Raw genomic sequence first — 26,182 nt, 5'->3', positions numbered from 1 at the left:
ATGTTAAGGATACTCACCCTTCTGATTTCCGGGCTGCTGATGTCGCCTGGCGCATGGGCCGTTTGTACGCTGGCGCGCGGGACTCCCACGCCGCTCACCATTGACGCTAAGACAATCATTATTTCCGCTGATGCGCCGGTGAGTACTTCTACGCCAATAGCCCAATATGACAGCCCGACGGTAGGCGGCGCTGGCGTAGGTTATGACGACTGTATAAAGGGAACAGAGTACGGCAAACGCGCCGTGTCGCTGTCCGGGCAGGATACATCCACAAAAATTTATGCGACCAACATTCCGGGCATTGGCATCAAAATGCTGGCGAGCAACGGCTCGGCGTTTGGTAATTTCCCGTCGACCAGTTATCTGACTTTCTCAAATGGCAGCTCGGTTGGTTCACTCGATATTCCACCGCAGTCTTTTTATCGAATTGAGTTTTATAAACTCAGCAATAACCTGCGCCTGGCCAATGCCGCGACGGGGGATACCATCCTTCCCGCCGGACAAATTGGCTACAACTATATCCTGTCAGATAACCCCGCGTCGTTCACCCATAGCCTCTCTATCGGGGAAATGAAAATTATCAGTACCCCGGCCTGCACTGCGGATAACGCTAAAACTATCGACTTTAACGACGTGACGCCCACGCTGCTAAAAGCCGGGGTTACCCGCAGCCTGGACTTCGCCATCGTCTGTAAGAGTGACTATGGATCCTACTCGGCCTCCGCGTCGATGATTACCGATACCCCTACGGCAGACGGCGGTTTTATTCGTATCAAAGACTCTGACGGCAATATGGATCGCTTGAAAATCCGCATCACCGACGGCGACAACAAAACCATGAAAGTCGATGGATCCACCTCTGAATCCTCACGGGTTATCACCAGCCAGGGTCCGGCTGAATTTGCCTGGAAAGCGACGCTGCTCCAGGGCAACGGTACGGCACCTGCCGGTGGCCTGTTCACGGCAAAAGCAGAAATTATTTTTAGTATTCAGTAAGCCAGGGAATAAGGAAATATGGGCAACCCCGCAACAATTTTTATCAGCATTGCCAGCTATCGGGATCCGCAGCTGATCCCGACGCTTCAGGATATGCTGCGCCACGCCAGCCAGCCTGAAAGGCTGCACATTGCCGTGTGCTGGCAGGACGATGAGGATCTCAGCCTCTTTACGCGACACGGCTTCGTCCCCATGGGCAGCCGGCACGTTGCCGGACATGAGGCGTTTATTTTCAGTTTCCAGCAGGCCCGAATCGAACTCATCAGCGTGCACTACTATGCCAGCCAGGGGGCCTGCTGGGCGCGGAGCCTCGCGGAATCGCTATTTGAGGCAGCAGACTATTTTCTGCAAATTGATTCCCACTGCCGGTTTATCCCCGGCTGGGATAACGAAATGATAACCACGCTGCGCCAGCTAGCGGCGACATCTCCCCGGCCAGTGCTCTCCTCCTACCCGCCTGCGTTTGTTCCCGGAGAAGACGAAGAAGCCAGTAAAAAACGTTATGTGAGCCGCTTAATCTTCCGGGAGTTCAACCCGCAGGGGCTCCCGATGTTCAGCTCCACGCCTTTTGAATCTCCCGAGCCCGTCAGGGGCAGCTACCTGGCCGGAGGATTTATTTTTACCCGCGGGGACTTCGTAAAAGAGATCCCCAACGACCCACAGATTTTCTTCGCCGGTGAGGAAATAGCCATGGCCGTGCGCGCGTTTAGCCACGGCTACGATATCTACCATCCCCATAAGCCTCTGCTATGGCACTACTATCAGCGCAAAGAGCACAGCAAAGTCTGGGGCGACCACACGAATCAGGCCAAAGAACAGGGCTCCGTTGAGAAGGCCTGGTGGGAGCGCGATGCCGCGTCGAAAAAGCGAGTCAGAACCGTGCTGGGTCTGGAGAGCGAGCCCGAAGGCGGCCTGGCCCCCTATGGGCTGGGAAAGATCAGAACGCTGGCACAGTTTGAATATCAGGCCGGTATTTGCCTGAAAAACGGCACAGTTTTACCGGAAGTCATGGCCGAGAATAAAGTGAATTTCTTCTCCGATCCGCCCGCCGACCATGCCGAATGGCTACGTCGGCAATATGCCTGGCATAAGAAGACCCTTACGCTGAGCAAGACTGATTATGAAGCAGACAACGGCGACGTAAGCGCACTGCATATCAGCGTCTATACCCAACAGAACGAGTTGTTCCACAGGCAAACGCTCACCCGCAGCGAACTGCATGAACTACGCCAAAAAACGTCCTCGGAAGACATCTCGCTTCCAGTGGAATTTAAAACCACCAGCCTAAGTAAACCAGGCTCGATCAGGCTGTGCACCTGGTCAGACAGCCTGGGCTGGGGCACCGTCACGGAGAAGACATGGTGAAAAGTGAAGCCCTTTTTTGTCGATTAGTCAGCGTGGATACCCTGTTTTCTTTTGACGGCATTATTCCCTCTGCGCCGGACTTTCAGCTCAGGCTGATCTCGCTGATTGAGCAGTTCAACAAGGCGCTGCTGGTGGAAAACCAGGCGCCTGAAGAAAGCGAGGCGCTGTGCCGGGCGCTGTGTGATTATTTTGATAAGCGCTTGAGCAGCAATGCCCAAAACAACTCTCTGTCCTGGCAACGCTACTCGCTGGTGCAGTATTTCTATGGCTTTGTTGACAGCGAGGAAGCGCTCCCCCTTTCCGCCCGGCTGGATGCCCTGCTCAACGCCGACAGCGAGATCATTTTTCGCTACGCCTGGAAGCTGCTGACGCTGGTGATGCAAATTGAAGGCAGTACCGATGCCCTGGTCTCGCTGCGGGCGGCTAAACGCGCCCGCTATTTTTCACGCGCCCGGGCAGAGACGCCTCCTTCGGAACACGCAACGGCATCCTGGGTGAGCCCGCGGGCCGGGGCGGCAGGATCCCCGCGCTTGATGATCTTCGTCATCGGGCCCTTTGCTGGAAAATGGTTCAGCCAGTCAAACCTGTCATCCGGCAGCGAGCATGGGATCCTGTGGGTGATTGAGGAGAACGCCAACGGCCTGGCCAAACGGATGGCGTATTTAAAGAAAAATAACATCGCCCTTGCTACGATGGCTTATTTCCCGCTGCTTGCCGACGGCTTTGAAAGCAGTAGCATCATGATCGAGCAAATTACCGCCTGGCAATACGCCTTTTCATCCATCCGCCTTTCTGAGCCTTTACCCTGCATGCTGGGGCTCTACACCCGGCTCAGCCAGCAGCGCTCCGCCCACGATCCGGATCGGGCTATCTGGACCGGCGGGCTTGCCGAGCCGCCTTACGGCCACCTCAAGCTTGAGCATCAGTGGGCGAGCCTGCTGGCAGAGCTGGAAGCTAATGACGACGGGAAAGATCTCTACGCCATTCAGCGCCACGCGGTAGCCAGCACGCTGCTCTCCTGGCTGGCTGAAAGCCGTATCATGAACGTGTTACAGACCCTGTTTGACAGCACCCAGCTCGACTTTGCCGGCATCACTCTCGCCGATCACGGCCAGGGATTCACCCGGCATGGGGCCTGGTCCCTGTGGCTTTCAGAGCGATACGGTATTTTGCCAGGCCTGTCGGCTTCTATCGCCCTGCCTCCGCTGCCGGAGATTCCCCTGCCGCCGGTTGAAGAGCCGCCTCCTACCCCCTCTCCTGCGCCGATTCCACTGCCGGTGGAGATCCCACGCCGCCGACGCTGGCCTAAAGCACTCGCCGCCCTGCTGCTGCTGTGCCTCGCGGGCGGCATTGGCTACGCCATACAGCAGGATGCGGTGGAAATTCGCGGCCAGATTAGCCAGATAAAGCCGATCCAAAGGCTACTGGGAATAAATGACAAACCCGATGCATCGGCATTCCTGCAGCTCGTGAACAACGCGCCTTTATTTGAGAACGGCAGCAGTAACCTGATGCCGGAAAGCCAGCACATTCTGACGCAGCTGGTGCCTGAGATGGCGCGCAATCCGCTGCAGATGTATCTGATCATCGGCCATTCTGACAACACCGGCTCTGCCACTGTCAACATGGCCCTGTCCACAGAGCGCGCTCGCGTTATCCGCGACTGGCTGGTGGAACACTCGGGCCTGGCCGCCAGCCAGTTTATCGTTGAAGGCGCGGGCAACTCTCGCCCGATAGCCAGTAACGCCACCCAGGAAGGACGCGCGCAAAACCGCCGCGTCGAAATCATTCCGTTATCTATGCAAGACTACAAGGATTGAGAGAGTCGCTTATGAGTAACAAACCTGTGACCTACCCCCTCAATGAGGGCAGTTTCGTGACGTTGAATCCGCAGGAGGATCAGTCGATCAATATCCTTCGCTACATGGATGAGGATCACAATCCCTATAACATCTTGATCAACCGCACCACCCTCGAAGAAGAGCAGACCGTTGATCAGTTCTGTGAAAAACAGTGGGATAAAATGAAACGCTTCGTCCCGGGATTCGAGGTCGAAGGGAAGAACCTCAGGCATGAGATCGGGCCTGCCAAACTGCCGGTCCTGCAAACCGCGAATAAGTTTCTCGAGGACGGCACCTGGATCCGCCAGGTCTCGTCTATCATTACGCTTCCGGGGCACCCGGTGCTGAACCCGAATAAACGTAAGCTGCTGGTGTTTACCCTGGCCGTAAATAATGATTTCACCGAAGCACAGCGTAAACATTATGTCCGGATTATTAACAGCTTTGTTCCTCTGGAAGCGCCCCTCGGCGAAAGCGAATAACCCTCCCGCTGAAGCATCCCTTCTTTTCGGGGGCTGATGCTTCAGCCCCTTCATTCTTCGCCAGGATTAAAATGAGCCGTAGCGTTTAATGTCTTCAATTGGCCGTTTAAAATACTCTCGTCTGTCCATGACCGTATTTTCTATATCACTGAGCCCGGGCCGCTGATGCCCGATGCAGGGATATACGCCGTACCAGTTTCCCTGAGCCATCAGTTTTAACCAGTTGGTATCCAGTCCAGCTTTATTGCGCGCTTCGCCCTGCTCCATTCGATAAATGGCCCGAGAATAATTGTGCATCAGCGTTCGATAATAAGGCCTGTTCACCAGATAACTGTTTGCCAGAAAAGCGAACTCGACTTTATAAAAAGCGGAACTCACCTTTTTAATGATGTAATAGCTGGCCGAAAGAAACCCCACATCCCAGTCAGTGCGTGCTAACTCACCCAGAAAAATATTAGCTCTTTCAATAGATTGGGGATCCTCATCGAACACCATATCATCTTCAAGAATCAGGACGTTGTTCCAGCCATTTATTTGCGCCATGATCAGGACATTCAGGTGGGACTTTGCGCAGCCCAGCGCGCCCTCTTCTTCCTCAATGGCCTGAAAATGGATAATTTTTTCTTCCGGAGCCTGAACCTTCTTTAACTCCGCGATAATTTCAGCCTTTCTATCCTGACGCTTCGCCAGATTGATATAGACAATTTTATCAATAAAATCCCAGTTAATTACGCACATATTCAGCCATTCCAAATAATTGCCAGCTTGTATTTTATCGCAAACTCCATGCCCTTACGGGCAACAGGTCTATTTTAGGATTATGGCTTTATTTTTCTTTCAAGATACTGTCATTGAATCTTTCTTGCCGATAGCCCTGCCGGGGGAAGTTTTTATATTCAGTTCAAATTCTGCGCTCACTCAGGAGCGCGAGATTATTTTCATCAAGAGCGTACTGAGTCATCCGCTACTTTTAACGAAAGGCAGAGGAAATTCCCAAACGTGGCGGGATGTTGACAGAAAAATACCTGACGTAAGTCCATAAGCCTACTTGGCCTGGCCATACAACTTCCCCCGTCATCAAAGCGTAGCGGGAATTATTACAATACGTACTTCGTTGTACATACCGTTACACAGCAACGCTCATCATCGGTGAAAGGCTGGTATATAGTGCAGCGATGCACAGGGATGATTTGTTGTGTTGATAAAAAATAACAAATTTTAAACAAATGGTAGTCATGTAACCTCATATTAATAATGAAAATCAAGAATACTCTCTGCCTACATATCCTGATGGCGCTGCTTGCCGTTCTGGTCTTATGCGTTCCGGCCCTGGTGACGGGCTTGTTCACGCCGCTAACATTCCAGCCGCTGATTAAAAGCATGGACGGTACAGCGAAAGAGCAATCAGAGAAAATAGCGACAATTTCCCATGCATTACAGGGTAATGCATTATTTTTCCTCGGCGCTTCTGAGGTGTCGACATCGGAAGATGAACATTACGCTGTATATAATTACTTTAATAAGCAATTACATCAGCCGGTGGTGGCTTACGGGGATAGTTATGTCGATAACATCACACAATTCCTGCTGCTCTCACGTTTTAAAAACGATATAAATGCCAACAGTAAAATTGTTCTGCTGTTTGCCCCGGACAGTTTTTATTTTGACACTATTCCTCCGGCTATTTTTGCCGATCATTTCCCGGCCGCTATTTTTAACCCACTGATGGCGGATGAAAAAGCCCGTCCTTTCCTGGTCAATTACTTACACCATATTGATGAAGAGGACATCAGCCATTTAACCCTGGGCGAAATGAAAATATATGGCTGGCGGCCAAAAGTAATTTGGCAGTCTATTAATTATGAGTTTGCTAACTTCTGCACCCTGGTAAAAAACCATTGGCTGGCGTGGCTGCGCATTGCGCCTGAACCTCACCGCCCATGGCCCGCTCCCGCTGATAAGTACGCCGCACCAGACTGGAACGAACAGCTGGCCCATGCCCGCGTATTGAATCAGGTTCGCCAGCAAAGTGCCGCCACGTTGTGGATGGACAAAAGCGTTTATGAAGACGGAAAAACGGCGGAAGAGTGGTATGAAACGCCGGTGGTAAACCGCCAGATGGAAGCCTTCAAGGCCACCATCGATCTGCTCAAATCTCACCATGCCCAGTTCGTGGTGATCGTCGATCCGCTTAACCCGTGGGCGCTGAAAAACACGCAAAAATTCCAGCCCGTTGACCGCCAGGTCAGGGCGTATCTCGAGCAAAACCAGGTGCGCTATTTCGATATGTACGCCCAGCCTTATCAAAACGGCTGGAACTGGGATCGCCTGCATCCCACCGAGCTGGCGTGGGTTGCTATGGACCGCTTTATTGCCGAGAGCTTTACACGATGAAAACTGCCGTTCGCCTGTTTGTGCTTTACCTCTTGCTGGCCATCACGGTGATCGCATGGTCTTCCGTGGACGACAGCATGAGTATCAAAGTGCATTTTGAATATCAAAAATTCTGAAGGATGAATGATGTATAGCTCCGGGGCATTTTTTTTCTTTCTGTTTTCATCGGCGCTGCTATTTGCGCTGGTTAACCGCGTACTGCATTACCGGCTGACCTATTTAGCAGCATTCTCCGTGCTGGCGGCGCTGGCATGGGGATATATTTTCCAGGGCGATTACCTGGTTCCGGTGGCGGTATTCTTTGCGTTTTATCTTCTTGTCACCCTGAAAGAGAAAGGCTGGTTAAAAACCTGGCAAGCGGTCACCCTCACGCTGCTCCCGCTATTGCTGGTGAAATTACACCTGAATAATCACTGGGGCATGATTGGCCTGTCGTTTATGACCTTCCGCGCCATTGACGTGCTGCTTTACCGCAGCAAAAAAGATGGCCAGAACTTTTTGCATTATTTCTGCTATCTGTTTATGCCGTTTATTATTCTCGCCGGCCCGATGTACCGCTGGCGAACCTGGGTCGGCGATATTAATAAGCCGGTATTCAGGCTGAGCCGCGAACAGTTTTTACTGGCCGTGGAGCAAATCGTCACCGGCGTCGTGCAAAAGTTTTTGTTTGCGATGCTTATCGACAATCTGGTGATTGAGTCCTGGAGCCACCGGCCGTTCACGCTCACCGTCGGCGTGGTGATGTCGGTCGCCTACAGCGCCTATCTCTACTTTGATTTTGCGGGCTACAGCAACATGGCTATCGGCGCCGGGCGGCTGTTTGGCCTGAATATTCCGGCCAACTTCAATATGCCAATTCTGGCCAAAAACCCGCAGGACTTCTGGCGCCGGTTCCACATCAGCCTGTCTGAGTGGCTGCGCGACGTGGTCTTTATGCCGATTTACATGAATCTGATGAAGCTCGATTTCTTCCGTCAAAACAAAACCCTGGCACAGAACGTGGGCATCTTCTGCACGCTCTTTTGCATGGGGGCCTGGAACGGGCTTGAACGACACTACGTCATCAGCGGCGCGCTGTTCGGCGCCATTTCCGTTGCCCATAACATGCTGCTTTGGTCAGCCAAACGCAGCCCGGCCTTGAGTAACGGCTTACGCCATCCGGTTATCGCGTTTTTTGGACGAATTCTGACGCTGGCTAGCGCCGCGGTCTCCCTCTACATCTTTAGTGGAATGTCACCTCTATGAACCTTCATCCAGAGCTTCAGGAACTGCAGGATTTTCTGCGTGCGGCATTACTCGACCCCGCGCGCCCCAGCCAGTTAGCCATCAGCGGCAGCGATACCGCCCTGACCTGGCAACAGCTTTCCGTCGCCGCAACCGACTGGGCGCAGCGCTACGCGCAGTGCGAACAACCCGCCAGCACGCCGGTGGTTTTATACGGGCATCAGCAGGCCGAATTTGCCGTGGCAATTTACAGCTGCCTGCTGCACAACATCCCGTATATTCCGGTGGACTGCATCTACCCGCAGGAGCGGCTGAAAGAGATCTGCCAGCTAGCCAGCGCCCCTTATTACTACGACGTCGTGGCGAAGCAATTTGTGGCGACCGGCGAAACCGGCAGCGTGCTGGCCGAGCCCGATCTGGCTTACATCATGTTTACCTCAGGCAGCACCGGGAAACCGAAAGGCGTGCAGATTGGCCGCGAGAGCCTATGGCACTTCATGAAGTGGGTGCGCAATGACTTTGCGCTGCCGGACGTGCCGGTATTAATGAACCACGCGGTGTTCAGCTTCGACCTGTCTCTTATTCCTTTGCTGGCGAATCTCGCCACCGGCGGGCACATCGTGCTGAACGCCAAGGAAGATATTGCCGCTGAAAACTGGCTCGATCGCCTGAAAACCAACGAAGTTTCGGCCTGGGTTTCCACGCCCTCTTTTGCCTACCAGAAGCTGCTTTCCCCGCAGTTCAGCGCCGAGTATTTGCCCACGCTGAGCGTGTTTGTGTTTATTGGTGAAGTGCTGAACAAAGCGCTGGTCAGGCAACTGCGCCGCCGTTTCCCGCAGGCCAAAATCCTGAACTCCTATGGTCCAACGGAAGCCACCATCGCCACCACGGTGATTGAAATCACCGACGAGATCCTGCACAGCGAAAACGACGTGCTGCCGGTGGGCACCATGATGCCGGAATCCCACATGGAGATTACCTCCGAAGGTGAGCTGATTATCTGGGGGAAAAACGTCATGCGCGGTTATCTCGGCCTGCCGCAGGAAAACGCCGCTAAGTTGCTGCACCGCGAAAGCGAACAATACCGCGGCTACCGCACCGGCGATCTCGGCTACGAAGACGGGCTGCTGTATTGCCAGGGCCGTAACGACAGCCAGATCAAGCTGAACGGCTACCGCATTGAAATCAACGAAATTGAAAACCGCCTGCTGGCGATGTCCGGTATTAGCGAAGCCGTGGTACTGCCGCTGATGAAGTCCGGCGGTGGCGTGCTGCGCATTGCAGCGTTCTGCGTCACTGGCCTTGCCCCGGAGGCGATCAAGACTTCGCTCGCGAAGGTGATCCCGCCTTATATGGTGCCTTCACAAATCATTATTAAAGACGCTTTGCCGCTGAACCCTAACGGCAAAATCGACCGCAAGCTGCTGGATACCCAGGCTCGCACGAATTAATGACCCAGGAAAATAAGATGGAACAAGAAATTCTCGCCCTGTTTGAAAAAGTGTTATCCCGTAAGGTCGGTTTTAACGATGAACTGATCGAGTCCGACATTCTCGACTCTATTCTGGCCGTTGATTTGGTGCTGGAAGTGCAGGATGTGTACGGCTGCATGATCCCGCCGACGGAAGTCGCCACCGTGCTGAAAACCCCGGCGGATCTGGCGCGTTATATTGAAGAGAATCGCTAGTCACGGTTATTAGCGGTCTCACTCAAACATACGGGAACAGTTCAACCCCTCACCCCGGCCCTCTCCCCAAAGGGGATAGGGGGAAAAGGCCAGGCAGGGAACGTGATTTATCTCCTCTCCCTTCCAGAGAGAGGAGATAAATAGCGTCGTATATTTTTCCCTCTCCCTTCCAGGGAGAGGGAAATAGCGCTCATTCAGGCTATAGGCTGCACCGTCTCTCTTTTTTTCAAAGCCGCGATCATTTGCCGCAGTTCAAACTTAAAAACGGGCTGAGAGATACTGAACCCCTGGAAGAGATGCACCCCGGATGCCAGCAGCAGCCTTAATTTCTCGCGGCTATCAATCCCCTCGGCAACGCAGTAACTTCCCGTTAATTCACAGTAGTACGCCAGGCTTTTGATCAGCGCCAGCGCGTGAGGTTCATACTGCGCGTCGGCCACGACTTTGCGATCCAGTTTGTAATCGTTGAACCGCACCGCCCGCACCGGGAAATAAACGCTGCTCTGCGAAAAGCAGTCATCAAGCATCACCCGGTATCCCTGGTGCTGAAGCTGGGTAATAAAGAATCGACTCTCCTGATGCTGATTCAAATTCAGATCTTCTGAGATTTCCAGCACCAGCCTGTCCGTCCAGAATGGATTTATCAGTCGGGTACTCAGCTGTTTAATAATGCCGAACAGACTTTCACTGTTTGAAACCGCGGCCGGAATATTCACCGCGAAATAATACTCCCCCTGGTACTGATTAATGCCGCCCACCGCCTCTTGCAGCATAAAGGCCGTTAACAGCCGCCACGTATAGCTGGAGCGGATCTGCGGCAGAAACTCTGCGGGCTGTAGGGTTTGCCCATTTCGATGCCAGCGGGCCAGGATTTCCAGCCCTTTGAGCTGCAGCCCACCGTTCACAATAGGCTGGAATACCGGGTAAATCTGGCGGTTGTGGATGGCATAAACAAGCTCCCTTTCAAACGGTGAAAGGGCAGCCAGCATCCCCGCCGAGTCTCCTTTTTTCTGCTGATTACTCGCCATCGGCGCCTTCTCATGCAGCAGCGGATGAACCATTTTTTTTAACCCGGATATTCGCTGCACATACAGCGTCTTATGGCTGACACCGCGCTGTTTCGCCTGCTCCTGAATCGTCTGCCCGGCGAGAGAGTCCACCAGCACATCCAGCTCTTTTCGGGTCAAACCTTCGGGCCGGATCTGGCTCACCAGCTCCTCTTCAAGGGCGTGTTTTTTGAGGCTGACGCTGTTATCCCAGTCCCCGTGCAGCAGCGCGGCCAGGCTGGCGCAGGGCAGATCGGACGGCACCACCCGCACGCCGCCAAGATAACCGTCTTTTTTCACTAATTTCTGCAGCGAACGCCAGATCCATGAGGCTGAACTTCGGCTCAAAATGAGCATGGGGAGTTGGCCATCATGGCGATCGAGCAGCTGCGCTACCTGCCGCAAGACGACAAGCAGCCAGTAAGGTTGATCGGGCAGATAGACCACAAACCGCGCCCCGCTCTCTTCCTGCAATCTTTCTTCCCCTGAGCCTGGGAAAAATACCGCCCGGGTTTGACCTGCGGCTAACAGATTCTCAAGCCCGCACGCCATCATGTTGCAGGGCGAGAGAATGTAGGTCACACGCTCGCTTATTTTTCTAGGTGTGCCGCTACTGGTAAACAAACGTCACCCCAACGATCGACTGCACATTACCCGCCGTAACCTGCCCGGTCGTTCTCGCGTAGGTCGCAGTCAGCCCCAGACTAACGGGGGTCGTCCCTACCGTTCCCAGCGAAACGGTGTTAGCGCTGCCGGCCCCCAAAGCGGCACCATTTCGCAAAAGCTGAACGCCAATTCCCTGAGCAGGCGAGCTGGAAGACGTATTAGTGAAAATGGAGTTATCGCTGCCCAGCGTGTTGCCTGACAAAAAGTAACCGATTCTCTGATTCTGCGCACAGCGCACGGTGACGGGCGCAGGCGCCGTGCCAGGGTAATCCGGCAGATTCACCGTCACGTTACGGGCGGACACGTCACAGCCCCCGGTTGGCACCACAACATCGTTGTTCGCGTAGATATTCCAGTTGATGATCTGGCGATTCCCGTTAATGGAATCTTCTTTTTCCAGAATAAGCTGGGCAATCATGGTGTTGGCTTTAACCACTACGCCGCTGGCGGTGCTGATAGGCGTTAAATACAGCACCGCCTGCCAGCCACGATAATCCCCCCAGGTATGGTTCACCCAGGCGGTTTCCGTTGTGGTCGGGAAAGGATATTGCACCCCGAAGTAACCTAATGATCCTCTGAAAGCAGAGAGCACGCCCTGATACGCCGAGCCGGACCGGATCCTTACCGGATCGGTATATTGGCTTGGGGCATCGTTTTTGCACTGAATCGACTGGGAAAGATCGACCACTAAGTTTTGCCCTGCCGAAATGGACGGCACAAGATTAACATTGACGTTCACGGTGCCGGAGCCGCTGATGGATGTCCCCAGCGACTGGCAGGTAAAGGCCTGGCCTGCGGTTGACCATCCCAGCCCGGCCAGAGTGGCCAATAACGCGATGATTTTCTTCATTCCATCCTCCTTGCGATCAGGACCAGGTGTAAGTGACATTGATCACCGCCTGAATGGTTCCCTGGGTAGTCCCGCCGTTGACCGTTATCGCTCTGACCTGCAGAGGAAAACTCGTCGCCTGACTGCCGGCATCCACCTGAACAGTTTTATTGGCACCGTTATTCAGCGTTGCCCCGCCGTTGTCCCGCAGCTGGAGCTGGAGGTTGCGCGCCGTGCCCTGGTTGGCGTAATACCCCGTCGCATCCGCCGTGCCGCTGAACGTTGCGGTCACTTTAGAGGTCCCGACCGGGCAGTTGGTCAAGCTCAGGACAACATCATGCCAGGCGGATGAAGCACCGGCCTGCACCAGGCTAAAGGTATAGAGATCGCCCAGATCGACCGTGGCCGTTGGGGTCGAGATCGTGCAGGGCTTCGCCACTACTCTGCCGTTCACGGTAATGGTGACGTCATCCGCCTTTGCCGTGGCAGAGAGCACCAGCAGCACTCCGGCAAGCACCCTTCCGGGTAGAATCCATTTCATGTCCGCCTCCGGTTACTGAAATTCAAGTGTGAATATTGCGGTCGCATTTACGTGCCCGGCGGTGACCGGCAGCTGCGTTGCCATCAGGCGCGCATAAAAACCCAACACGTTGGTCTGGCCGGGCACCAGCGTGGTCCACTGAATTGCCGACGATCCCGCGTTGATCGGCATCGGCGTCCGGGCGCTGTTCAGGATTTGTATCCCCATGCCTGCAGCCGCTGCCGCGCCGCTATCCAGCTTTAATAAACTGGTGTTGACGCTATCCGCCACGCCGGTAAAGCCCACTTTCACCGCGGTAGCCAGGCCGCCACACGGGGAAAGCACGATGCGAAAAGGCACCAGCGCGGTGGTGGCTCCCACCGCAGAAAACTGTTTGGCCGGGTTATTCATCAGGTCGACGGTGAAATCTTTCGACTCCGCCGCAACCGCGCAGGCGTTGTCCCGAACATTGCCACTAATAGTAATGGTGCTGTCTGCCGCATCCGTAGCGGCGGCGAACAGTGACAGGGCGATGCCAACGATATAAAGAGATTTAGTCATGCTTATTCCTTAGCGACACAGCGCCGAAAGCGAGCTCAGCATCTGCTTCTGGCTCTCTTCACCCAGACGGTAGTCCGCCACGCAGCTGGCACCCGGCCCGTCTCCCCATTTGGCCAGCACCTTGCCCACCAGCGGCATTCCGCTCAGGTACACCTGCCCGCCGTCGGCCACAATACTGCTCACCTGCAGGCCTTCGGCGGTCACAACCGCCCCGAAAGGCAGAGGCTTGCCGTTGTGGGTCAGCGTCATGAGCATTTTCACCCCAACCTGTGGCTTGAATTCCGCGCGCACCACGGCGCCGTGGGTGGGCACCACGTTGGCGACCGCATCCTGAAGGTCTACGTTGTCAGCCAGCGTGTTGGTGTCCAGCGCGATCCTGTTTTCGCGGTAATCGCTGGCATACGGGAGCACGGCATAACCGCGCCAGTCAGTACGAACCCCGGTTTGGTTTTCGACTTTGACGTCCCCGGCTCCGGGGGCTTTCACCAGCACGACCGTGCTGTTCAGCGGCTGGCTGAAGGTCACACCATCCGCATGCGCCAGTACGCCACCGCTCGCGCCGTAGTAAACCTGTTTCATGCCGTCGCTGCGGCTGTAGCCCACGTTCGCGTTGCCGTATCCGCCGCGGTAGTTCAGTGCGGCATAACCTGTACTGCTGCTATTCCCGTGCCCGCCGCCCGCATAGCCGGTCTGCACGCTATAGCTCAGGTTATTGTCCTCCAGCAGCGTGCCGTACAGCCCTGCCAGGTTGGTCATCCGGCCATTAAGATCGTGTGAGGCGCTGTAGCTGGCGTTGGCATTACGCCAGACGGATTTGCTGTCGGAACGCAGCCAGTGGCTGAACGGGATATTGACGTTTACCGCCAGCATCTGATCACGCCCTTCCTGCCAGGCGTTTTTCGTCAGGCTGTAGCTGACCGTCCAGTTGATGTCATCCACGGCGGTGTTTAACCCCACCTGCATCTGTTCGTCGGCGCTGCTGCTGTTCCAGTAAGTCTGGTGGCTGCCGCTGAGATAAAGCGTTGTTGTTCTGCCCAACTGTTGGGTCAGGCTCAGCTGCACCCTGCCGCGCTTGTTGTAGGCGAGGTTGTAGTAGTCGGTAAACTTAGGTTTAACCTGAATGACGCCGTCCTGCGTTTCCACGCGGTAACCGCTCATCCGGCTGTAGGCACTGTCGGCGAGGGTAAAATAGCCGCTGGTTGAATACCGGTAGCCCACCAGTTGGATGTTGGTGCCCAGTTCATTCAGCGATTTGTTATAGAGGAAACGCAGCGATTGCCCTTGGTGTTCGCTGTCATCGGCGAGCCTGGCGTTGGCCTGAGTGACGTCCATCGACAGCGCCCCCAGCGCCCCCATGTTTTTCCCTACGCCCAGGTTGAAGCTGCGGTAACGGTCAGCCAGCTGGCTGCCGCCATAAAGCGTCCAGCCATCGGGCAAACCATGCAGCACCGTGCCCTGGAAGAACTTAGGCTCTTCCTGCTGGCGGTTGCCGCTGCGATATTCCCCGGCCGTCAGTGAAAAACGCGTGCGTCCTTCGCGCTGTAAAACAGGCACGGATGACCACGGCACGCTGAAGATCTGGCTGCTGCCGTCGGTTTCTTTGATAGTGACCTGCAGATCGCCGCCGCTAGTGGCAGCGTAGAGATCGTTAATCGTGAACGGGCCTGGCGGAACGGTGCCCTGATAGATTTCATAGCCATTTTGTTTGACGATGACGTGCGCCGTGCCCCGGGCAATACCGCGAATCACCGGCGCAAAGCCTTTCATGCTGTCGGGCAGCATATTATCGTCGGAGGCTAATTGAGCCCCCCGGAAATTGATCCCGTCAAAAATATCGCTGTCGGTATAGCTGTCGCCCAGCGTTAACCGGGAGCGCAGGGAAATAATATCGCGCTCAAGCCAGGTGTTGACGTGCTGCCATTTGTTTTCGTTCGCTGAACTTCCGCCGCCGCTGTTGTAGCTCCAGGTGGTGTTGTCGCGCAGTCGCCATGCTCCGAGATTGATCCCGCTCTGAAGATTCAGCCAGGCATAATTGCTGTTACCACCGCGATCGTTTTGCACGCTATTGCCGGTAAAGTTGTAATTCAGCAGGCCGGCGTTAATGCCGTTATCCCAGCGTTCAGGCGGGATATAGCCTCTGGCCCGGTTGCCCATAAACGCCTGCGGCACCGTCAGGTTGAGCCTTTGGAGACCAACATCAAACCCGGCGGTCGCCTCAGGAATAAGTTCAGTCATCGGGACGCAGGCGTCCGACGCCAGGGCGTTCATGCCGGCAATGGCCGCCACGTCGACGCCCATTCCGGCCCATTGCTCACGCGTCAGGCAGGGAGCAAGGCCGCTGCTGCTCTTTGCCGCATCAAATTTAACGTCCCGCGTGGCGACAAATCCCTCGTTGAGATAAATATCGACGCGATAGGTCCCCGGCGGCGCTTCCTGCCCACTTTCGAAGCTGGACAAATCAGCCACCGCGGAGGGATCGTCGGCTAAAAAGCGCGGGTTAAAATAGAGATCCGCATGGGCGGAACAGGCTTGCATAGCAATGAAAAGCGCCAGCGGAGTTTGTACCAGAGTAAAAAAAGAAGCTAATTTGCGCCGCGGACGACGGAAGCCGAAACGCGCTAATCCATATTTTAGATGTGACATTATCCCTCCGGTCAGCATTCGCCCGGCAGTCAGTTCTTCGTTGTTATTTAACGCAGGACGGCCTGTCCTGAATTACTGCATAACGCCCTGCATCCGTGGCGTTAGCGCCCCGTAGTCGTTAATGGTCTGGTAAGTGATGTTGGTCCCGGCATCGGCCGGTAGCTTCACGGAGGTTTTTCCCATCGGTGGGACAAGCGCATTGTCCAGCACGCGGGTGCCGGCATTTATATCCGTCACCGTCAGGTAATACGGGGTGGGATTGTTTACTGTCAGCTGGCCGTTGCTGCGGCTAAAGGTCAGCTTTTCTGCCGCTTTCTCCGGGGCCAGCGCCAGGTTATCCGGGCGGTAATAAAGTTTAATTCGGCTGATGATCGCCAGCTGGAGCGTGTTCTCATTCAGCTTTGATTTTTCCATGGATGGAATGGCTTTCACGTTCAGCCAGAACAGGCTCTCCCGATCCTTCGGCAGCTGGTTATTGGTCGCATCTAAAATGCGTAACGTGGTTTCTTTTTTCCCTTTGATGGCAAACAGCGGCGGGGTAATCACGAACCGGCTGTCTTTATCGCCATTAGCGTTTTCTACCCACGACTGAATAAGGTAAGTACTTTTTTCATCGTTGCTGGTTACCGCCAGCTGAACCTGCTTTTGCCCTTCAGGATAAATAACGCGAGTCGCCCCTAACGCTACCCCCGCCTCTGCAGGAGCCATAAAGCCGATTGTCGCAGCTATCATCATCGCCGCCAGTAAACCGCGACCTCTTAGTAAGCTTTTTGTCACGCTCGCACCTTTGTCCTTGTCGTTGTTGTTTGTGTCCACTACGCCCTCATTCTGGCTACAGGTAGGTCAAAGAAAACCAGGCCTGGGCATTAGCCAGCCCGCCGGTAACCTGATGCCCGGTGGCGCGATATTTGGCGATAAAATGGAGAGTGTTTGGCCCGGCGTATATCCGGGTCCAGGCCTTTGCAGGGGCATTCAATGGGATTTGGCGCTCCTCGGCATCAAAAAGGGCAACGCCCACGCCTTCAGCTATGCCCGGTCCCTCGCCCACCGAAAGTACCGCCGGATTTTTACCGTCGGCCACGCCCATAAACGCCACGCCAACGTGCCGGCTAACGTTGGTATTACAGTCCTGAAGGTGGAGCGCGAAAGGCACCGGGTCGCTGTCTTCGCCTGGCGCGTGGAAGCGATTGCTGCTGATCCTGCCCATTTCAACCGTCATTTGGCGGTCGCCCGCTTCCACGCGGCAGGATTCGGCAACGATCGTGCCCTGGAAGCGCATATTGCCGCCCGGCAGCATCACATGCGTTCGGTTACCGGCCAGCGCCAGGGATGGCAGGAGAACGCTCAATAGAATCAGCTTGATTCCTCTCATCATTATCACCTTCAAATCCGTAGTAGATGACGGGCCGTCCCTGGCCCCGAGTGATTTCCCTGTATGACTGACTGATTACTCGTACTGAACTTTAAAGGTCGCGTCCGCGTTAGCGGTACCGGCCGTAGCCGCACCCAGCGCGATGTAACGGGCCTGCAGAGGAATAATATTGGTGCCATCGTTCAGCGTGGTTTTGGCGCTGAAGGTTGCCCCATCCAGTGCCAGCGGTGTGCTGGTGTTGTCGAGAATTTGAATCCCCACATTAGTCGCACTGCCCGCCGCAGGGCCCTGAATTGCCAGCGTGTCGGTCTTGCCGGTGACGGCAACGCCAGAGAACGCAACGGAGGCTTTGGTGGAAACAGTGGTATCGCAATCGTTCAGTTGGATGTTGAAACCTACTGCAGAACTGGTGCTACCTGCCGCAGCCAGTCGGGCAGAACGAACCTGGCCCAGTTGAACAGTCTGGTCCACCGACCCCGCATCAACGGCACAGGCTGCGTTAACAATTTCACCTTTGAAATGAACGGTGCCACCGTTAACCGTCACGGCATAAGCCGCACCCGAGCTCAAAGAGAGGGCTGACAGTGCAACGAGAGCCAGATTTTTGATTTTCATAATTTATTCCTTTAAACAATTTCACTAAAACGAATCAGAACCGGCAGTCGCTATGCCTTCCATAAGACCTATGTTTCAGCTTCACGAAACGATCGCCTATTCACATAAGCTCGCCCCTAAGAGAGCTACCCTCTCAATATTGGTGGGAGCCGGGGTGAAATATTAATAAAGTATCCCGAGTCGTCTTTGAAATTATATTTAACAAAACATCAATATCATCACATTGCATTGATTTTAAATGTTTTTTATATTTCATCCTATTAGGATTTTTCCCTAAATTTATTCTCAATAGCGCTTTTGAAATTAATTTCTATTGACATTCCACACGTTGTAAAGAAACTAGAGAAGAAACAGGAATGTTGACTAAAAATTCAAAAAAAAGACTACACATAAAAAACAACAGGGATAATTTCGCTTAAAATAATTATAAAACATTCATTGCATTGAATTTATCATTAATATTACAGACGAATAATCATCCAGAATTTATTAAAAGGAACTTAATATGCAGCGTTAATCTGGCATCAGCCGCAAATCTTAGTTTGCACATTTAAAAAGTAATACCTGACGCAAACATCTTTCATGCTGCGTAGGCCGGGCTTTCACATATCAAAAAAACCTCTGGCGAGGATATACCACGCAATAAAACCTATTGCATCGGGTATAGAAAATAATGACTAATGGACAATTGATATGAATATAACCTCACCGTTATTGCCTGTGCCACCTCAACATTCCCACGTTGAGTTTGTTTATCATATACTTTCTGCCTGTCATTTTTCCGCAACGGGTCTTTCTGAGTTGCTTCATGAAAAGGGAATGAATACAAAACTGATTAGCCCCGAGAAAAGCAGCCAACTTATTTCTAAAAATAATGAAAACGATGAATTTAACCATCTGATAGTTTTTATTCCTGAAGATCCCTTTCAGATGCTGATGACGCTGAAGAGCCTGATATCGCTATTACAAATGCATCACCATAAGATAAATGTCCTGATCATAAGTGGGCTATCGTCGTCCTGGCTGTTTAGTTATTTTAAAAATGTGATGCCGCGAAAATCGAATCTCAGTACCATCAGAGTAGTCAGCATATTTACCAGCGTGGTTAAACTCAGAAATACGCTGCATAAAGACCTTAAAAACATTCCCACGCTTGTCTCGCTTGCCAGACAGGAAGAACGCAACGGCGGTTTGCGCCACGAAGGCCTCACTATCCATGAGGTCAATACGCTGCTGGAGCTTTTTAGCCCGTCCGGCCATGAAGATACCGCGGCAATAAAAAGCTTCAGTACTAAAACGCTCTATAACCTGCGTTCAAGTGGGTTAAAAAAGCTGGCGGCCATTCACCCGATGATGTCCAGACTGCTGCCGGGCCGGCATCGCAAAGCACAGCGCCAGTCGAAGCCCAGGGGATTAACGACCAGAATGCTCAGCAGCGAGGAGAGGAAAATTACCCATGCCCTGCAGCATGGCCTGATCTTCCCCGTTTTCCAGCCCATTGTAGACGGCGAGATGCAGATAGCGGGCTTTGAGATATTTTGCCGCTGGTACACTAACGGCAACGTATTGTTGCCGAGAGACTTTTTCCATGAGATCAGGACGCGAGAAACGTGGATCATGCTCACGGCCTACATCATCAGAGAAGCCGTGGTGAATATAAATAACTATGCGGGGAAATTGGAATTTTCGGTCAATATCCCACGGGTTCTCACCGAGAGTGCTGCTCTGTTTAAAATAGTTGAGACGGCCAAAGCTCAGCTGCTTGATCCGACCTGGATAAGCCGCCTGGTGCTGGATATTAACGAAAATGTGGATTTAAGCTACGAGTCTAAAACGGTCACGGTATTAAATCAGCTTGCCGGGCTGGGCATAAAGCTTGCGCTGGATGATTGCTTCGCTAAAAATAGCGTCACGTTTCCAGTCAGGCAGCTAAAATTTAATAGCTATAAGCTGGACCGCTATATCGTAGAAAACTTTACGAGCAATCTCGATGATAAACATCTCATTGATGGCTTAATCTATTATGCGAGCGTAACAGGCAGCCAGTGCGTGGCGGAAGGTGTCGACAACCCGCAAAAATTCCTCATGCTAAAGCAAATGGGCGTCAGTTTATTTCAAGGGTATTATATTTCGAAGCCGGTGCTCCGCGAGGAGTTAGATGCGTTAGTTTTTCGTGGACTTCAACAACCCCAGACATAAAATGTCATTCGATTTATAAAAATGATTCTATTATTCGCATTATTTGCGGACAGGAATAGAACATTCTGTCTCAGATCCCTTATTTTTTGGCAGACTGGGAATTAACAAACCCCTGCCGCATGCATATATTATGCATAAATAAGCAATGCGGAGTATTCATTCATTACGACAGAGCTATTCAAATTAACTACGCCCTGTCCCGAATGGATCTCGTGAGTGGCGCTTACCCTGAGAACCGGAGCTAAGATTTACAAGAATAATAGGTTTAGAAACCAGAGCTAAAAGTGCGATTAAAGCCCGTTTCAATGGGCTTTATCCTACTGAAAGGCCTACTTTTTGAGATACAGCGCTGAGTCAAAAAGTGTTTTTTGCTCCTTCAAGAAGGCATCCACAGATTCAACAGATTTGGCGTACAGATGCGTGCCAACCGGTAAATCAACCGTTTTCGTCCCAAGCACCAGGGTGAATACCGGCTGGTACTCGCGGCGGTACCTTACTGTAGTGGTAATTTTTAATTAGGCCGCCGCCGTCAGAGACTGGCTCTCTGCCGTCGTATTATCTTCTTTTTTGCTGCCCTTATTAACTAAATATGCCAGCTCGGTGAGCTGGTCTTTAAAGGCGACTTTATAATCATCCGCATTAGCCTGCGCCAAAAACTCCTGATTCGAGACGTTGTCACCAAAAATCAGTTCGCAGAGACGACTTTGTGCTCATCGTAGATGTTACCGAGTTTCACTGCATCGCCGGTGACGGAAATAATATTTTCACTCTTAAATAAAACCGGACCGGAAGTAATTAAGGATGAAACGTTAAGCGCAGCCCAACGATGGCGCTGCCAGCAAGAATTGACCTCATTATAAATTCCCTGAGGTATTTTTAATGCCGGGATTATAGAGCACCCGAGCCGTTATTTAATAACAATATAATCTTGTTGCTTAAGTCAACGGCACTCACTAAATTAACGGCATTCATGTTAGTTCCCCCTTTTACTACGAATATGGACTGTCGGTAATGAAACGCAAATACCTCGCCTTTGCTCTATTCCTTAGCCTGCCTGCCATAGCGGCTAAGCCTTCGCTCATTGTCTGCGAGCCACAAGATAAGAGCTCAACGACTTCCTCTGAGATTTGGCCCGCACCTTATCTGGATAACAGCCAGCTGTGTTTCAATATGCAGGCAGATAAAGGCAGCACTTGCGTGGGTAACGGCCAGACAACCCAGTGGATGACCGAAGCGGTGATCGTGGACATCGGCGGTGAACCGCAGGGCCGCGACGATACCTGGTTCCGGGTAGTGCAGCCGGTCGTCAATGACAAAGAGATCGCCTATAAAATCGAAGGTTCACGGGACCAAAAAACCTGGGGCCTGGTTTCCAATGTGGAAATCAACCGCCTTACAGGTGGCGCGGTTGACTGGTTTGTGGCCGAACACGGCGGCACCGCGTACCAATGCCACCTGGAAGGCCCGAAGATTTAATGTCTAGCTGAGGTATAGCGGTCGAATTAAACGCTATGCCTCTGGTTGTCTTATAGGCTGTGCAAACGCATTAATTTCTGTCGTTCGATAAGGTTGCCCATTTTGTCGTAATAGCGGCTAAGCCAGATCTCCGATGGCACCCTACCTGACGCCTCGACAATAATATGCTCGCCTTTAATCCCACAGTCAGACACAGCGCACACAAAGCTTTAAATAAGCGGTGGCAGATATTTATGCACTTTCTAACACTGTCTTACAGCCGTAAGACAGTGTGTATTCAGGGTAAGATGCTATGGATTCACCTTAGGCAACGAGATAGTCAGCTCAGCCTGCTTCGCCCTGGAAACACAGGGTGTCATACAGCTTTTTCGCTCGCTTTGGCTTAACACCGAATCCCGGTGATCGACTTCACCGTCATAATCTACCCTGCACTTGCCGCAGACGCCGGTTTCACAGGCAGATTCCAGCTGAATGCCGTGATTTCTGAGCGCATGGAGCATAGTTTCCTGCGGCTCCACCTGAATTTTTTGCCCCGTTTCTCTGACGGTGACGACAAAAGCGCTCTCCCCGCTTTGCTCTTCGGCGGCGAAGTTTTCAAAATGGACATAGTCAGCATGCCAGTGGCTGGCACTCTCTCTCACTCGCTGCACAAAAGCTGGGCTTCCGCAGGTATAAACGTGCGTCCCTCTCGCGTGAGTGTCCAGCAGCTGGTTGATGTCCAGCGGGTTATCGAGCGAGTAAATCAGAACATGTTCTACATATTTTTCCAGCTGCGGCCTGAAGGCAAAGCTGCCCACATCACTCACACAATAGTGAAGCTCAAAGGTTTCTTCCCGGGCCAGGGCTTCCTCTATCATCGGAATAAATGGCGTGATACCAATCCCGGCGGCAATAAAAATATGGTGTTTATCCCGGGCCATGCTGAAACAGTTCGCGGGCTCAGAGACCGTTAAAATATCCCCTGGCCTGGCGGTTTGATGTAAATACTGAGAGCCGCCGCGGCTATTCGGGGCGTGATTGACCGCAATATGGTATTCGTTTTCAGCCCATGATTCACACAGGGAATAGGCTCTCGACAGGCCGTTGGGGAGCTGGAGAATAATATGCGCCCCCGCCGAATATTCAGGTAAAGCCCCATCGTCAACGCGGCTCAGAATAAAACGCTTAATCCCTTTAAACTCATCCACAATGTTGATGATGCGCATTTCAAGCCCGCCGCTGCGGCCCGACAGCCTTCCTCCCCAATCCTCAACGTCATTATTTTCAAGGCGGCGCTGAAAGACGCTTTTGACTTCGTTTCCCAGCGGCTCCAGCTTCGCCAGCTGCCCGGTTACCGCCAGGTTGTCAGTTTCGGTATAGAGGTAGTGCAGTATTTGCGCGATGCTCCACTGCGGCCAGGCACGCACGATCACCTCGATGGGATCGCCGGCATGAATCGTCCCTTCTTTCAGGACGCGGTAAAACCAGCCTGTTTTGCCGTTATCCTGCACAAATCGGGAGAGCGTAGGTTGTTTAAAGCGGTGATTAAGTTTAAAGCAGGGCTGCCTTGGCTGAGTGACCTGGAGGATTGCCGTCCCGGCCCGAACAATATCCCCGACGCACATATTGCTTTCATTCATTCCGCTGGTGACCAGATTTTCACCAAATCCGCCCGGAACAAACAACGAACCGGAACCCGGGAATCGGCTGGCCAGAGAAGCATAATGCGCAGAGTCATAGTGCAGAATTGCCCGCTCTTCCCCGCCATGGAAGGTTTCGGCCTGTTGGTCGCCGCTAAAACCGGTCAGGGTGACCTGAACACTGTTCGTCGGGTGCTTATCAATCCCGGTCTTGACCGAGAATAACTCTTTGACTTCACCTTGCCGTAATTCATCAATGATTGTGCCAGGGTACACGGACATGCCTTTAATGTTGCCGGATTAATTCCCCCAGTGTACTGACTCAGGCGCCGTAAAAATTTAGAACAACTGACTAATAATTGCTAAAAACGGTCAAATGAAATCAGAGGGCGGTCGTCAAGCCTGGCCGATATAGCGCTTCGGAGACTTCCCCAGCGCCTTTTTGAACATGGTGATAAACGCGCTCACGGATTCATAGCCCAGCTGCTCAGAGACGGACTGCACGCTGCCCCCCGCCAGCAAACGCTGAAGCGACACAACAATATGCAGCTGCCGCCGCCACAGGCCAAATGTCAGCCCGGTTTCTTTCACCACCAGCCGTGTGAACGTTCTTTCACTCAGGGCAAGAAAAGCGGCCCATTCCCTGGCGGTTCTTCTGTCGGCGGGGTCGGCCAGCAGCATGCTCGCCACTTGCCTGAGCCTGGCGTCTTTGGACAGCGGAAAGTTCAGCCGCTCGGCTGGCATTTGCGCCATCATGGAAAACAGCAGATTAACCAACTGACGCGTCTGCTCTTGCCCCGCCTCTGCCGGTGATCTCCTGGCTAAGTGAAGGATCATTTCCCGTATCAGGGGACTGACCGCGAGCGTGCAGCTTTTTTCCGGCATGGCGGCCCGCGACGTTTCAATAAACACAAAGCAGAACGTGGCTGAAGCAGCCGGGGTATTCCTGTGCGGCAGACCGGCGGGGATCCACATGGCTGACTCGCTGGGCACCATCCATATTTCATCCTCGACTTCGCAGGTCATTGACCCGGTCACCGGCATAACCAGCTGGCCGCGCCGGTGAGAATGCAGCGGCACGTCGAATGCTAAATCTGGTGCGGTGAGAAACAGGACATCGATCGGCGCCCCGGACGAGTCAGGGTCAAAATAATCCATATCATTCATATTTCAGGCGCCCATTAAATCCAGTTCGCAGAGATCTTACCCGTTGTTACCGGCGCACCTGGTACTCTGGTTATCATTTTTTTTCAATAAACTCGATGACGTTCCCTGCCCCCACCTTGAGCAACAGGGCCACACACACCGCAAACACCAAAGTAACGGGCTAAAGCCGTTGTAGACGGCTTTACGTTTATTTCGTGAGGTCAGGAAAGAGGTCGAGAGAGTGCGGGAATATTACAGGGAAAAACCGCCGTCACCCACTTGCGCTACGGCATACCATTTCATCAGCTCAGCCGCTCCCGGCTCGTTTTCAGCGGGTGCCCATGGGGCCATATCTTGTTCAGCTACGGGCTGGTACGCCCCCTGTTTTACCTCAAAAATTACCCCACCTTTATCCAGTGATAACACCGCATGCCAGGTCCCGGCATCCGTCTCCAGCACCTTGCAGTCTTCACCTAACACTGCGCGCTGGGTCACGTTGCCATTCTCATCAAAATGCAATACCAAAAAGCGCCCACTAAGGGGTGTCAGCAGCTCAAACGTGTGCGGATGGCGGTGAGGGCGAACATAGGTCCCCGGTTCCATAGCAATAGCCAGGCGCTGAACAGGATCGCTCAATTCAGGATGGAGATTACGATTGGCACGTAAGCGAGGGGAGTTTGCAGCCTGCTCGCTTTGTTTTTGTAGATCGCTGAACGTAATTTGTTTCATATTAACCTTTGTGAATGTAGGTCGCTCGCGGCACCGGGAGCCCGGATGCCGCAAGGTTGTATGCTATCTCAACGGACGATTAGCCACGGCATTCGCGGCACAAATCTCTGCCCGGATTATAGACGCTGGGGCTAAAGTCCTGTATGAACCGGTCACATGGGTTACAGAACTGACCGGTCACATGGGTTACACCTTTCTCTCAATCTAACCTCAGGATACGGTGATTGATTCTGTCGTAATGCGCCAGTATCAGTTCACCAAATCCTATTTCGTCGCATTGCTCATTCAACGGTTTCATCCAGACCCACTCATTTCGTAGCGCTTCACTCAGAAATATTCGGGTACTGTTGAACCATAAATCTCCTCTCTGCGCGACTCTCAACATTCTGGCATTATCCGGGACAGGCATTTCTGTTCGTGGCCCCGTAAACTGTCTTTCCGAAGGTTTCCAGACCGAGGCCGGCGTTTTACCCTGAAGCGCTTTATGCGGCCTTATCTCGTTGAATTCCTTTCGCCATCTGTCAAACCATTGTTGCTGTTCTTCCAGAGAAGAAAATGAGCAATGTTGGTTGAGCGCTTCCTTCATTGTCCGGTGCATTCTTTCGTGACGCCCGTTTTCAGTCGGTTTACCTGGCCGGATACGTTCAGGAATAATGCCACATTTTAATAACCAGACGGACATGACACTCAACCCCCACACCCCATGTCCGGCAAAGGGTGCACCGTTATCAGTCCGTAATAATTGGGGCATGCCGTTTTCAATAAAAATGCG

General features: G+C 52.9%; 24 protein-coding genes. 10 read left to right on the top strand and 14 right to left on the bottom strand.

The genetic code is table 11. The annotated features are described in order from the left end of the window. Genes A936_RS02725 through A936_RS02710 form a run of 4 tightly spaced genes read left to right on the top strand, consistent with a single transcriptional unit; the run spans nucleotide 1 to nucleotide 4,684 of the window. Nucleotides 1–996, top strand: a complete 996-nt coding sequence (locus A936_RS02725; protein ID WP_008454353.1) for a fimbrial protein — start codon at nucleotides 1–3, stop codon at nucleotides 994–996. 18 nt (nucleotides 997–1,014) lie between these two features. After that, a complete protein-coding gene (locus A936_RS02720; RefSeq protein ID WP_008454351.1) occupies nucleotides 1,015–2,361 on the top strand; it encodes a GlcNAc-transferase family protein in 1,347 nt (448 codons plus the stop codon). Further along, on the top strand, nucleotides 2,355–4,181 hold the full coding sequence (locus A936_RS02715; protein ID WP_008454349.1) for an OmpA family protein: 1,827 nt from the start codon (nucleotides 2,355–2,357) through the stop codon (nucleotides 4,179–4,181). The genes A936_RS02720 and A936_RS02715 overlap by 7 nt, the downstream gene beginning before the upstream one ends. Nucleotides 4,182–4,192: 11 nt before the next feature. Then, on the top strand, nucleotides 4,193–4,684 hold the full coding sequence (locus tag A936_RS02710) for a DcrB-related protein (protein ID WP_008454347.1): 492 nt from the start codon (nucleotides 4,193–4,195) through the stop codon (nucleotides 4,682–4,684). A 66-nt stretch (nucleotides 4,685–4,750) separates the two neighbouring features. Here A936_RS02710 and A936_RS02705 read toward each other — a convergent pair whose 3' ends face one another. Beyond that, nucleotides 4,751–5,437, bottom strand: a complete 687-nt coding sequence (locus A936_RS02705; protein WP_237717561.1) for a glycosyltransferase family 25 protein — start codon at nucleotides 5,435–5,437, stop codon at nucleotides 4,751–4,753. 501 nt (nucleotides 5,438–5,938) lie between these two features. Between A936_RS02705 and A936_RS02700 the strand changes: the two genes are divergently transcribed. The 4 genes from A936_RS02700 (at nucleotide 5,939) to A936_RS02685 (ending at nucleotide 9,989) form a co-directional block, all read left to right on the top strand. Further along, nucleotides 5,939–7,078, top strand: coding sequence for a D-alanyl-lipoteichoic acid biosynthesis protein DltD (locus tag A936_RS02700; protein ID WP_034807551.1), 1,140 nt, complete (start codon nucleotides 5,939–5,941; stop codon nucleotides 7,076–7,078). Between the two features lie 126 nt (nucleotides 7,079–7,204). Next, nucleotides 7,205–8,323, top strand: coding sequence for a membrane-bound O-acyltransferase family protein (locus A936_RS02695; RefSeq protein WP_008454341.1), 1,119 nt, complete (start codon nucleotides 7,205–7,207; stop codon nucleotides 8,321–8,323). Next, nucleotides 8,320–9,753 (top strand): AMP-binding protein, encoded by a 1,434-nt coding sequence (locus A936_RS02690; protein ID WP_008454339.1) that lies wholly within the window; start codon nucleotides 8,320–8,322, stop codon nucleotides 9,751–9,753. The genes A936_RS02695 and A936_RS02690 overlap by 4 nt, the downstream gene beginning before the upstream one ends. A gap of 17 nt (nucleotides 9,754–9,770) precedes the next feature. Beyond that, nucleotides 9,771–9,989, top strand: coding sequence for an acyl carrier protein (locus tag A936_RS02685; RefSeq protein ID WP_008454337.1), 219 nt, complete (start codon nucleotides 9,771–9,773; stop codon nucleotides 9,987–9,989). Nucleotides 9,990–10,183: 194 nt separating this feature from the next. Here A936_RS02685 and A936_RS02680 read toward each other — a convergent pair whose 3' ends face one another. From A936_RS02680 to fimA, 8 genes are all read right to left on the bottom strand, one after another. Further along, nucleotides 10,184–11,617, bottom strand: coding sequence for an EAL domain-containing protein (locus A936_RS02680; protein WP_071530462.1), 1,434 nt, complete (start codon nucleotides 11,615–11,617; stop codon nucleotides 10,184–10,186). A gap of 28 nt (nucleotides 11,618–11,645) precedes the next feature. After that, a complete protein-coding gene (locus A936_RS02675) occupies nucleotides 11,646–12,551 on the bottom strand; it encodes a fimbrial protein (RefSeq protein WP_008454332.1) in 906 nt (301 codons plus the stop codon). A gap of 16 nt (nucleotides 12,552–12,567) precedes the next feature. Beyond that, nucleotides 12,568–13,071, bottom strand: coding sequence for a type 1 fimbrial minor subunit FimG (gene fimG, locus A936_RS02670; RefSeq protein ID WP_008454330.1), 504 nt, complete (start codon nucleotides 13,069–13,071; stop codon nucleotides 12,568–12,570). Nucleotides 13,072–13,083: 12 nt separating this feature from the next. Beyond that, nucleotides 13,084–13,611: a type 1 fimbrial adaptor subunit FimF gene (gene fimF / locus A936_RS02665; protein ID WP_008454328.1), complete on the bottom strand. Its 528-nt coding sequence runs from the start codon at nucleotides 13,609–13,611 to the stop codon at nucleotides 13,084–13,086. A 9-nt stretch (nucleotides 13,612–13,620) separates the two neighbouring features. Further along, nucleotides 13,621–16,254 carry a fimbrial biogenesis usher protein gene (locus tag A936_RS02660; protein WP_008454326.1) on the bottom strand — a complete coding sequence of 878 codons (2,634 nt, stop codon included), beginning with the start codon at nucleotides 16,252–16,254 and terminating at the stop codon, nucleotides 13,621–13,623. A 72-nt stretch (nucleotides 16,255–16,326) separates the two neighbouring features. Beyond that, the gene (locus A936_RS02655) at nucleotides 16,327–16,989 is read right to left on the bottom strand and encodes a fimbria/pilus periplasmic chaperone (RefSeq protein ID WP_034807627.1); all 663 of its coding nucleotides are present in this window, start codon (nucleotides 16,987–16,989) and stop codon (nucleotides 16,327–16,329) included. Nucleotides 16,990–17,086: 97 nt separating this feature from the next. Then, nucleotides 17,087–17,626 (bottom strand): type 1 fimbrial minor subunit FimI, encoded by a 540-nt coding sequence (gene fimI / locus A936_RS02650; protein ID WP_008454322.1) that lies wholly within the window; start codon nucleotides 17,624–17,626, stop codon nucleotides 17,087–17,089. A gap of 75 nt (nucleotides 17,627–17,701) precedes the next feature. Continuing rightward, nucleotides 17,702–18,241: a type 1 fimbrial major subunit FimA gene (fimA, locus tag A936_RS02645; RefSeq protein WP_008454320.1), complete on the bottom strand. Its 540-nt coding sequence runs from the start codon at nucleotides 18,239–18,241 to the stop codon at nucleotides 17,702–17,704. Between the two features lie 693 nt (nucleotides 18,242–18,934). On the opposite strand from fimA, the gene A936_RS02640 reads away from it, so the two are divergent. Continuing rightward, nucleotides 18,935–20,440: an EAL domain-containing protein gene (locus A936_RS02640; RefSeq protein ID WP_083845835.1), complete on the top strand. Its 1,506-nt coding sequence runs from the start codon at nucleotides 18,935–18,937 to the stop codon at nucleotides 20,438–20,440. A gap of 515 nt (nucleotides 20,441–20,955) precedes the next feature. On the opposite strand, the gene A936_RS23380 is transcribed toward A936_RS02640, so the two are convergent. Further along, entirely contained in the window at nucleotides 20,956–21,093 is a 138-nt protein-coding gene (locus A936_RS23380; RefSeq protein ID WP_157141367.1) for a hypothetical protein, read from the bottom strand. A gap of 358 nt (nucleotides 21,094–21,451) precedes the next feature. On the opposite strand from A936_RS23380, the gene A936_RS02635 reads away from it, so the two are divergent. Then, complete coding sequence (locus tag A936_RS02635; RefSeq protein ID WP_008454316.1) at nucleotides 21,452–21,916, top strand: hypothetical protein; 465 nt, start codon at nucleotides 21,452–21,454, stop codon at nucleotides 21,914–21,916. A 290-nt stretch (nucleotides 21,917–22,206) separates the two neighbouring features. On the opposite strand, the gene A936_RS02630 is transcribed toward A936_RS02635, so the two are convergent. From A936_RS02630 to A936_RS02615, 4 genes are all read right to left on the bottom strand, one after another. Then, a complete protein-coding gene (locus A936_RS02630) occupies nucleotides 22,207–23,817 on the bottom strand; it encodes an MOSC domain-containing protein (RefSeq protein ID WP_008454315.1) in 1,611 nt (536 codons plus the stop codon). Between the two features lie 114 nt (nucleotides 23,818–23,931). Next, on the bottom strand, nucleotides 23,932–24,693 hold the full coding sequence (locus tag A936_RS02625; RefSeq protein ID WP_192810967.1) for an AraC family transcriptional regulator: 762 nt from the start codon (nucleotides 24,691–24,693) through the stop codon (nucleotides 23,932–23,934). 240 nt (nucleotides 24,694–24,933) lie between these two features. Further along, the gene (locus A936_RS02620) at nucleotides 24,934–25,410 is read right to left on the bottom strand and encodes a WbuC family cupin fold metalloprotein (protein WP_008454311.1); all 477 of its coding nucleotides are present in this window, start codon (nucleotides 25,408–25,410) and stop codon (nucleotides 24,934–24,936) included. 199 nt (nucleotides 25,411–25,609) lie between these two features. Then, nucleotides 25,610–26,182: integrase core domain-containing protein (locus A936_RS02615; protein WP_008454309.1), on the bottom strand; the 573-nt coding region annotated here is incomplete at its 5' end.

Source organism: Enterobacter sp. Ag1, from assembly GCA_000277545.1.
GTDB lineage: Bacteria > Pseudomonadota > Gammaproteobacteria > Enterobacterales > Enterobacteriaceae > Cedecea.
Note: the sequence above shows the minus strand (reverse complement) of the source record. Positions and strands in the feature narration are given on the sequence as shown.

What these genes read in the sequence shown, in the direction of transcription:
- A936_RS02715 (WP_008454349.1), top strand. Translation starts at nt 2,355, where the DNA reads ATGGTGAAAAGTGAAGCCCTTTTTTGTCGATTAGTCAGCGTGGATACC.
- A936_RS02710 (WP_008454347.1), top strand. Translation starts at nt 4,193, where the DNA reads ATGAGTAACAAACCTGTGACCTACCCCCTCAATGAGGGCAGTTTCGTG.
- A936_RS02655 (WP_034807627.1), bottom strand. Translation starts at nt 16,989, where the DNA reads ATGATGATAGCTGCGACAATCGGCTTTATGGCTCCTGCAGAGGCGGGG.
- fimG (WP_008454330.1), bottom strand. Translation starts at nt 13,071, where the DNA reads ATGAAATGGATTCTACCCGGAAGGGTGCTTGCCGGAGTGCTGCTGGTG.
- fimF (WP_008454328.1), bottom strand. Translation starts at nt 13,611, where the DNA reads ATGACTAAATCTCTTTATATCGTTGGCATCGCCCTGTCACTGTTCGCC.
- A936_RS02630 (WP_008454315.1), bottom strand. Translation starts at nt 23,817, where the DNA reads ATGTCCGTGTACCCTGGCACAATCATTGATGAATTACGGCAAGGTGAA.
- A936_RS02725 (WP_008454353.1), top strand. Translation starts at nt 1, where the DNA reads ATGTTAAGGATACTCACCCTTCTGATTTCCGGGCTGCTGATGTCGCCT.
- A936_RS02720 (WP_008454351.1), top strand. Translation starts at nt 1,015, where the DNA reads ATGGGCAACCCCGCAACAATTTTTATCAGCATTGCCAGCTATCGGGAT.
- A936_RS02620 (WP_008454311.1), bottom strand. Translation starts at nt 25,410, where the DNA reads ATGAAACAAATTACGTTCAGCGATCTACAAAAACAAAGCGAGCAGGCT.
- A936_RS02640 (WP_083845835.1), top strand. Translation starts at nt 18,935, where the DNA reads ATGAATATAACCTCACCGTTATTGCCTGTGCCACCTCAACATTCCCAC.
- A936_RS02625 (WP_192810967.1), bottom strand. Translation starts at nt 24,693, where the DNA reads ATGGATTATTTTGACCCTGACTCGTCCGGGGCGCCGATCGATGTCCTG.
- A936_RS02695 (WP_008454341.1), top strand. Translation starts at nt 7,205, where the DNA reads ATGTATAGCTCCGGGGCATTTTTTTTCTTTCTGTTTTCATCGGCGCTG.
- fimI (WP_008454322.1), bottom strand. Translation starts at nt 17,626, where the DNA reads ATGAGAGGAATCAAGCTGATTCTATTGAGCGTTCTCCTGCCATCCCTG.
- fimA (WP_008454320.1), bottom strand. Translation starts at nt 18,241, where the DNA reads ATGAAAATCAAAAATCTGGCTCTCGTTGCACTGTCAGCCCTCTCTTTG.
- A936_RS02685 (WP_008454337.1), top strand. Translation starts at nt 9,771, where the DNA reads ATGGAACAAGAAATTCTCGCCCTGTTTGAAAAAGTGTTATCCCGTAAG.
- A936_RS02700 (WP_034807551.1), top strand. Translation starts at nt 5,939, where the DNA reads ATGAAAATCAAGAATACTCTCTGCCTACATATCCTGATGGCGCTGCTT.
- A936_RS02660 (WP_008454326.1), bottom strand. Translation starts at nt 16,254, where the DNA reads ATGTCACATCTAAAATATGGATTAGCGCGTTTCGGCTTCCGTCGTCCG.
- A936_RS02690 (WP_008454339.1), top strand. Translation starts at nt 8,320, where the DNA reads ATGAACCTTCATCCAGAGCTTCAGGAACTGCAGGATTTTCTGCGTGCG.
- A936_RS02675 (WP_008454332.1), bottom strand. Translation starts at nt 12,551, where the DNA reads ATGAAGAAAATCATCGCGTTATTGGCCACTCTGGCCGGGCTGGGATGG.
- A936_RS02635 (WP_008454316.1), top strand. Translation starts at nt 21,452, where the DNA reads ATGAAACGCAAATACCTCGCCTTTGCTCTATTCCTTAGCCTGCCTGCC.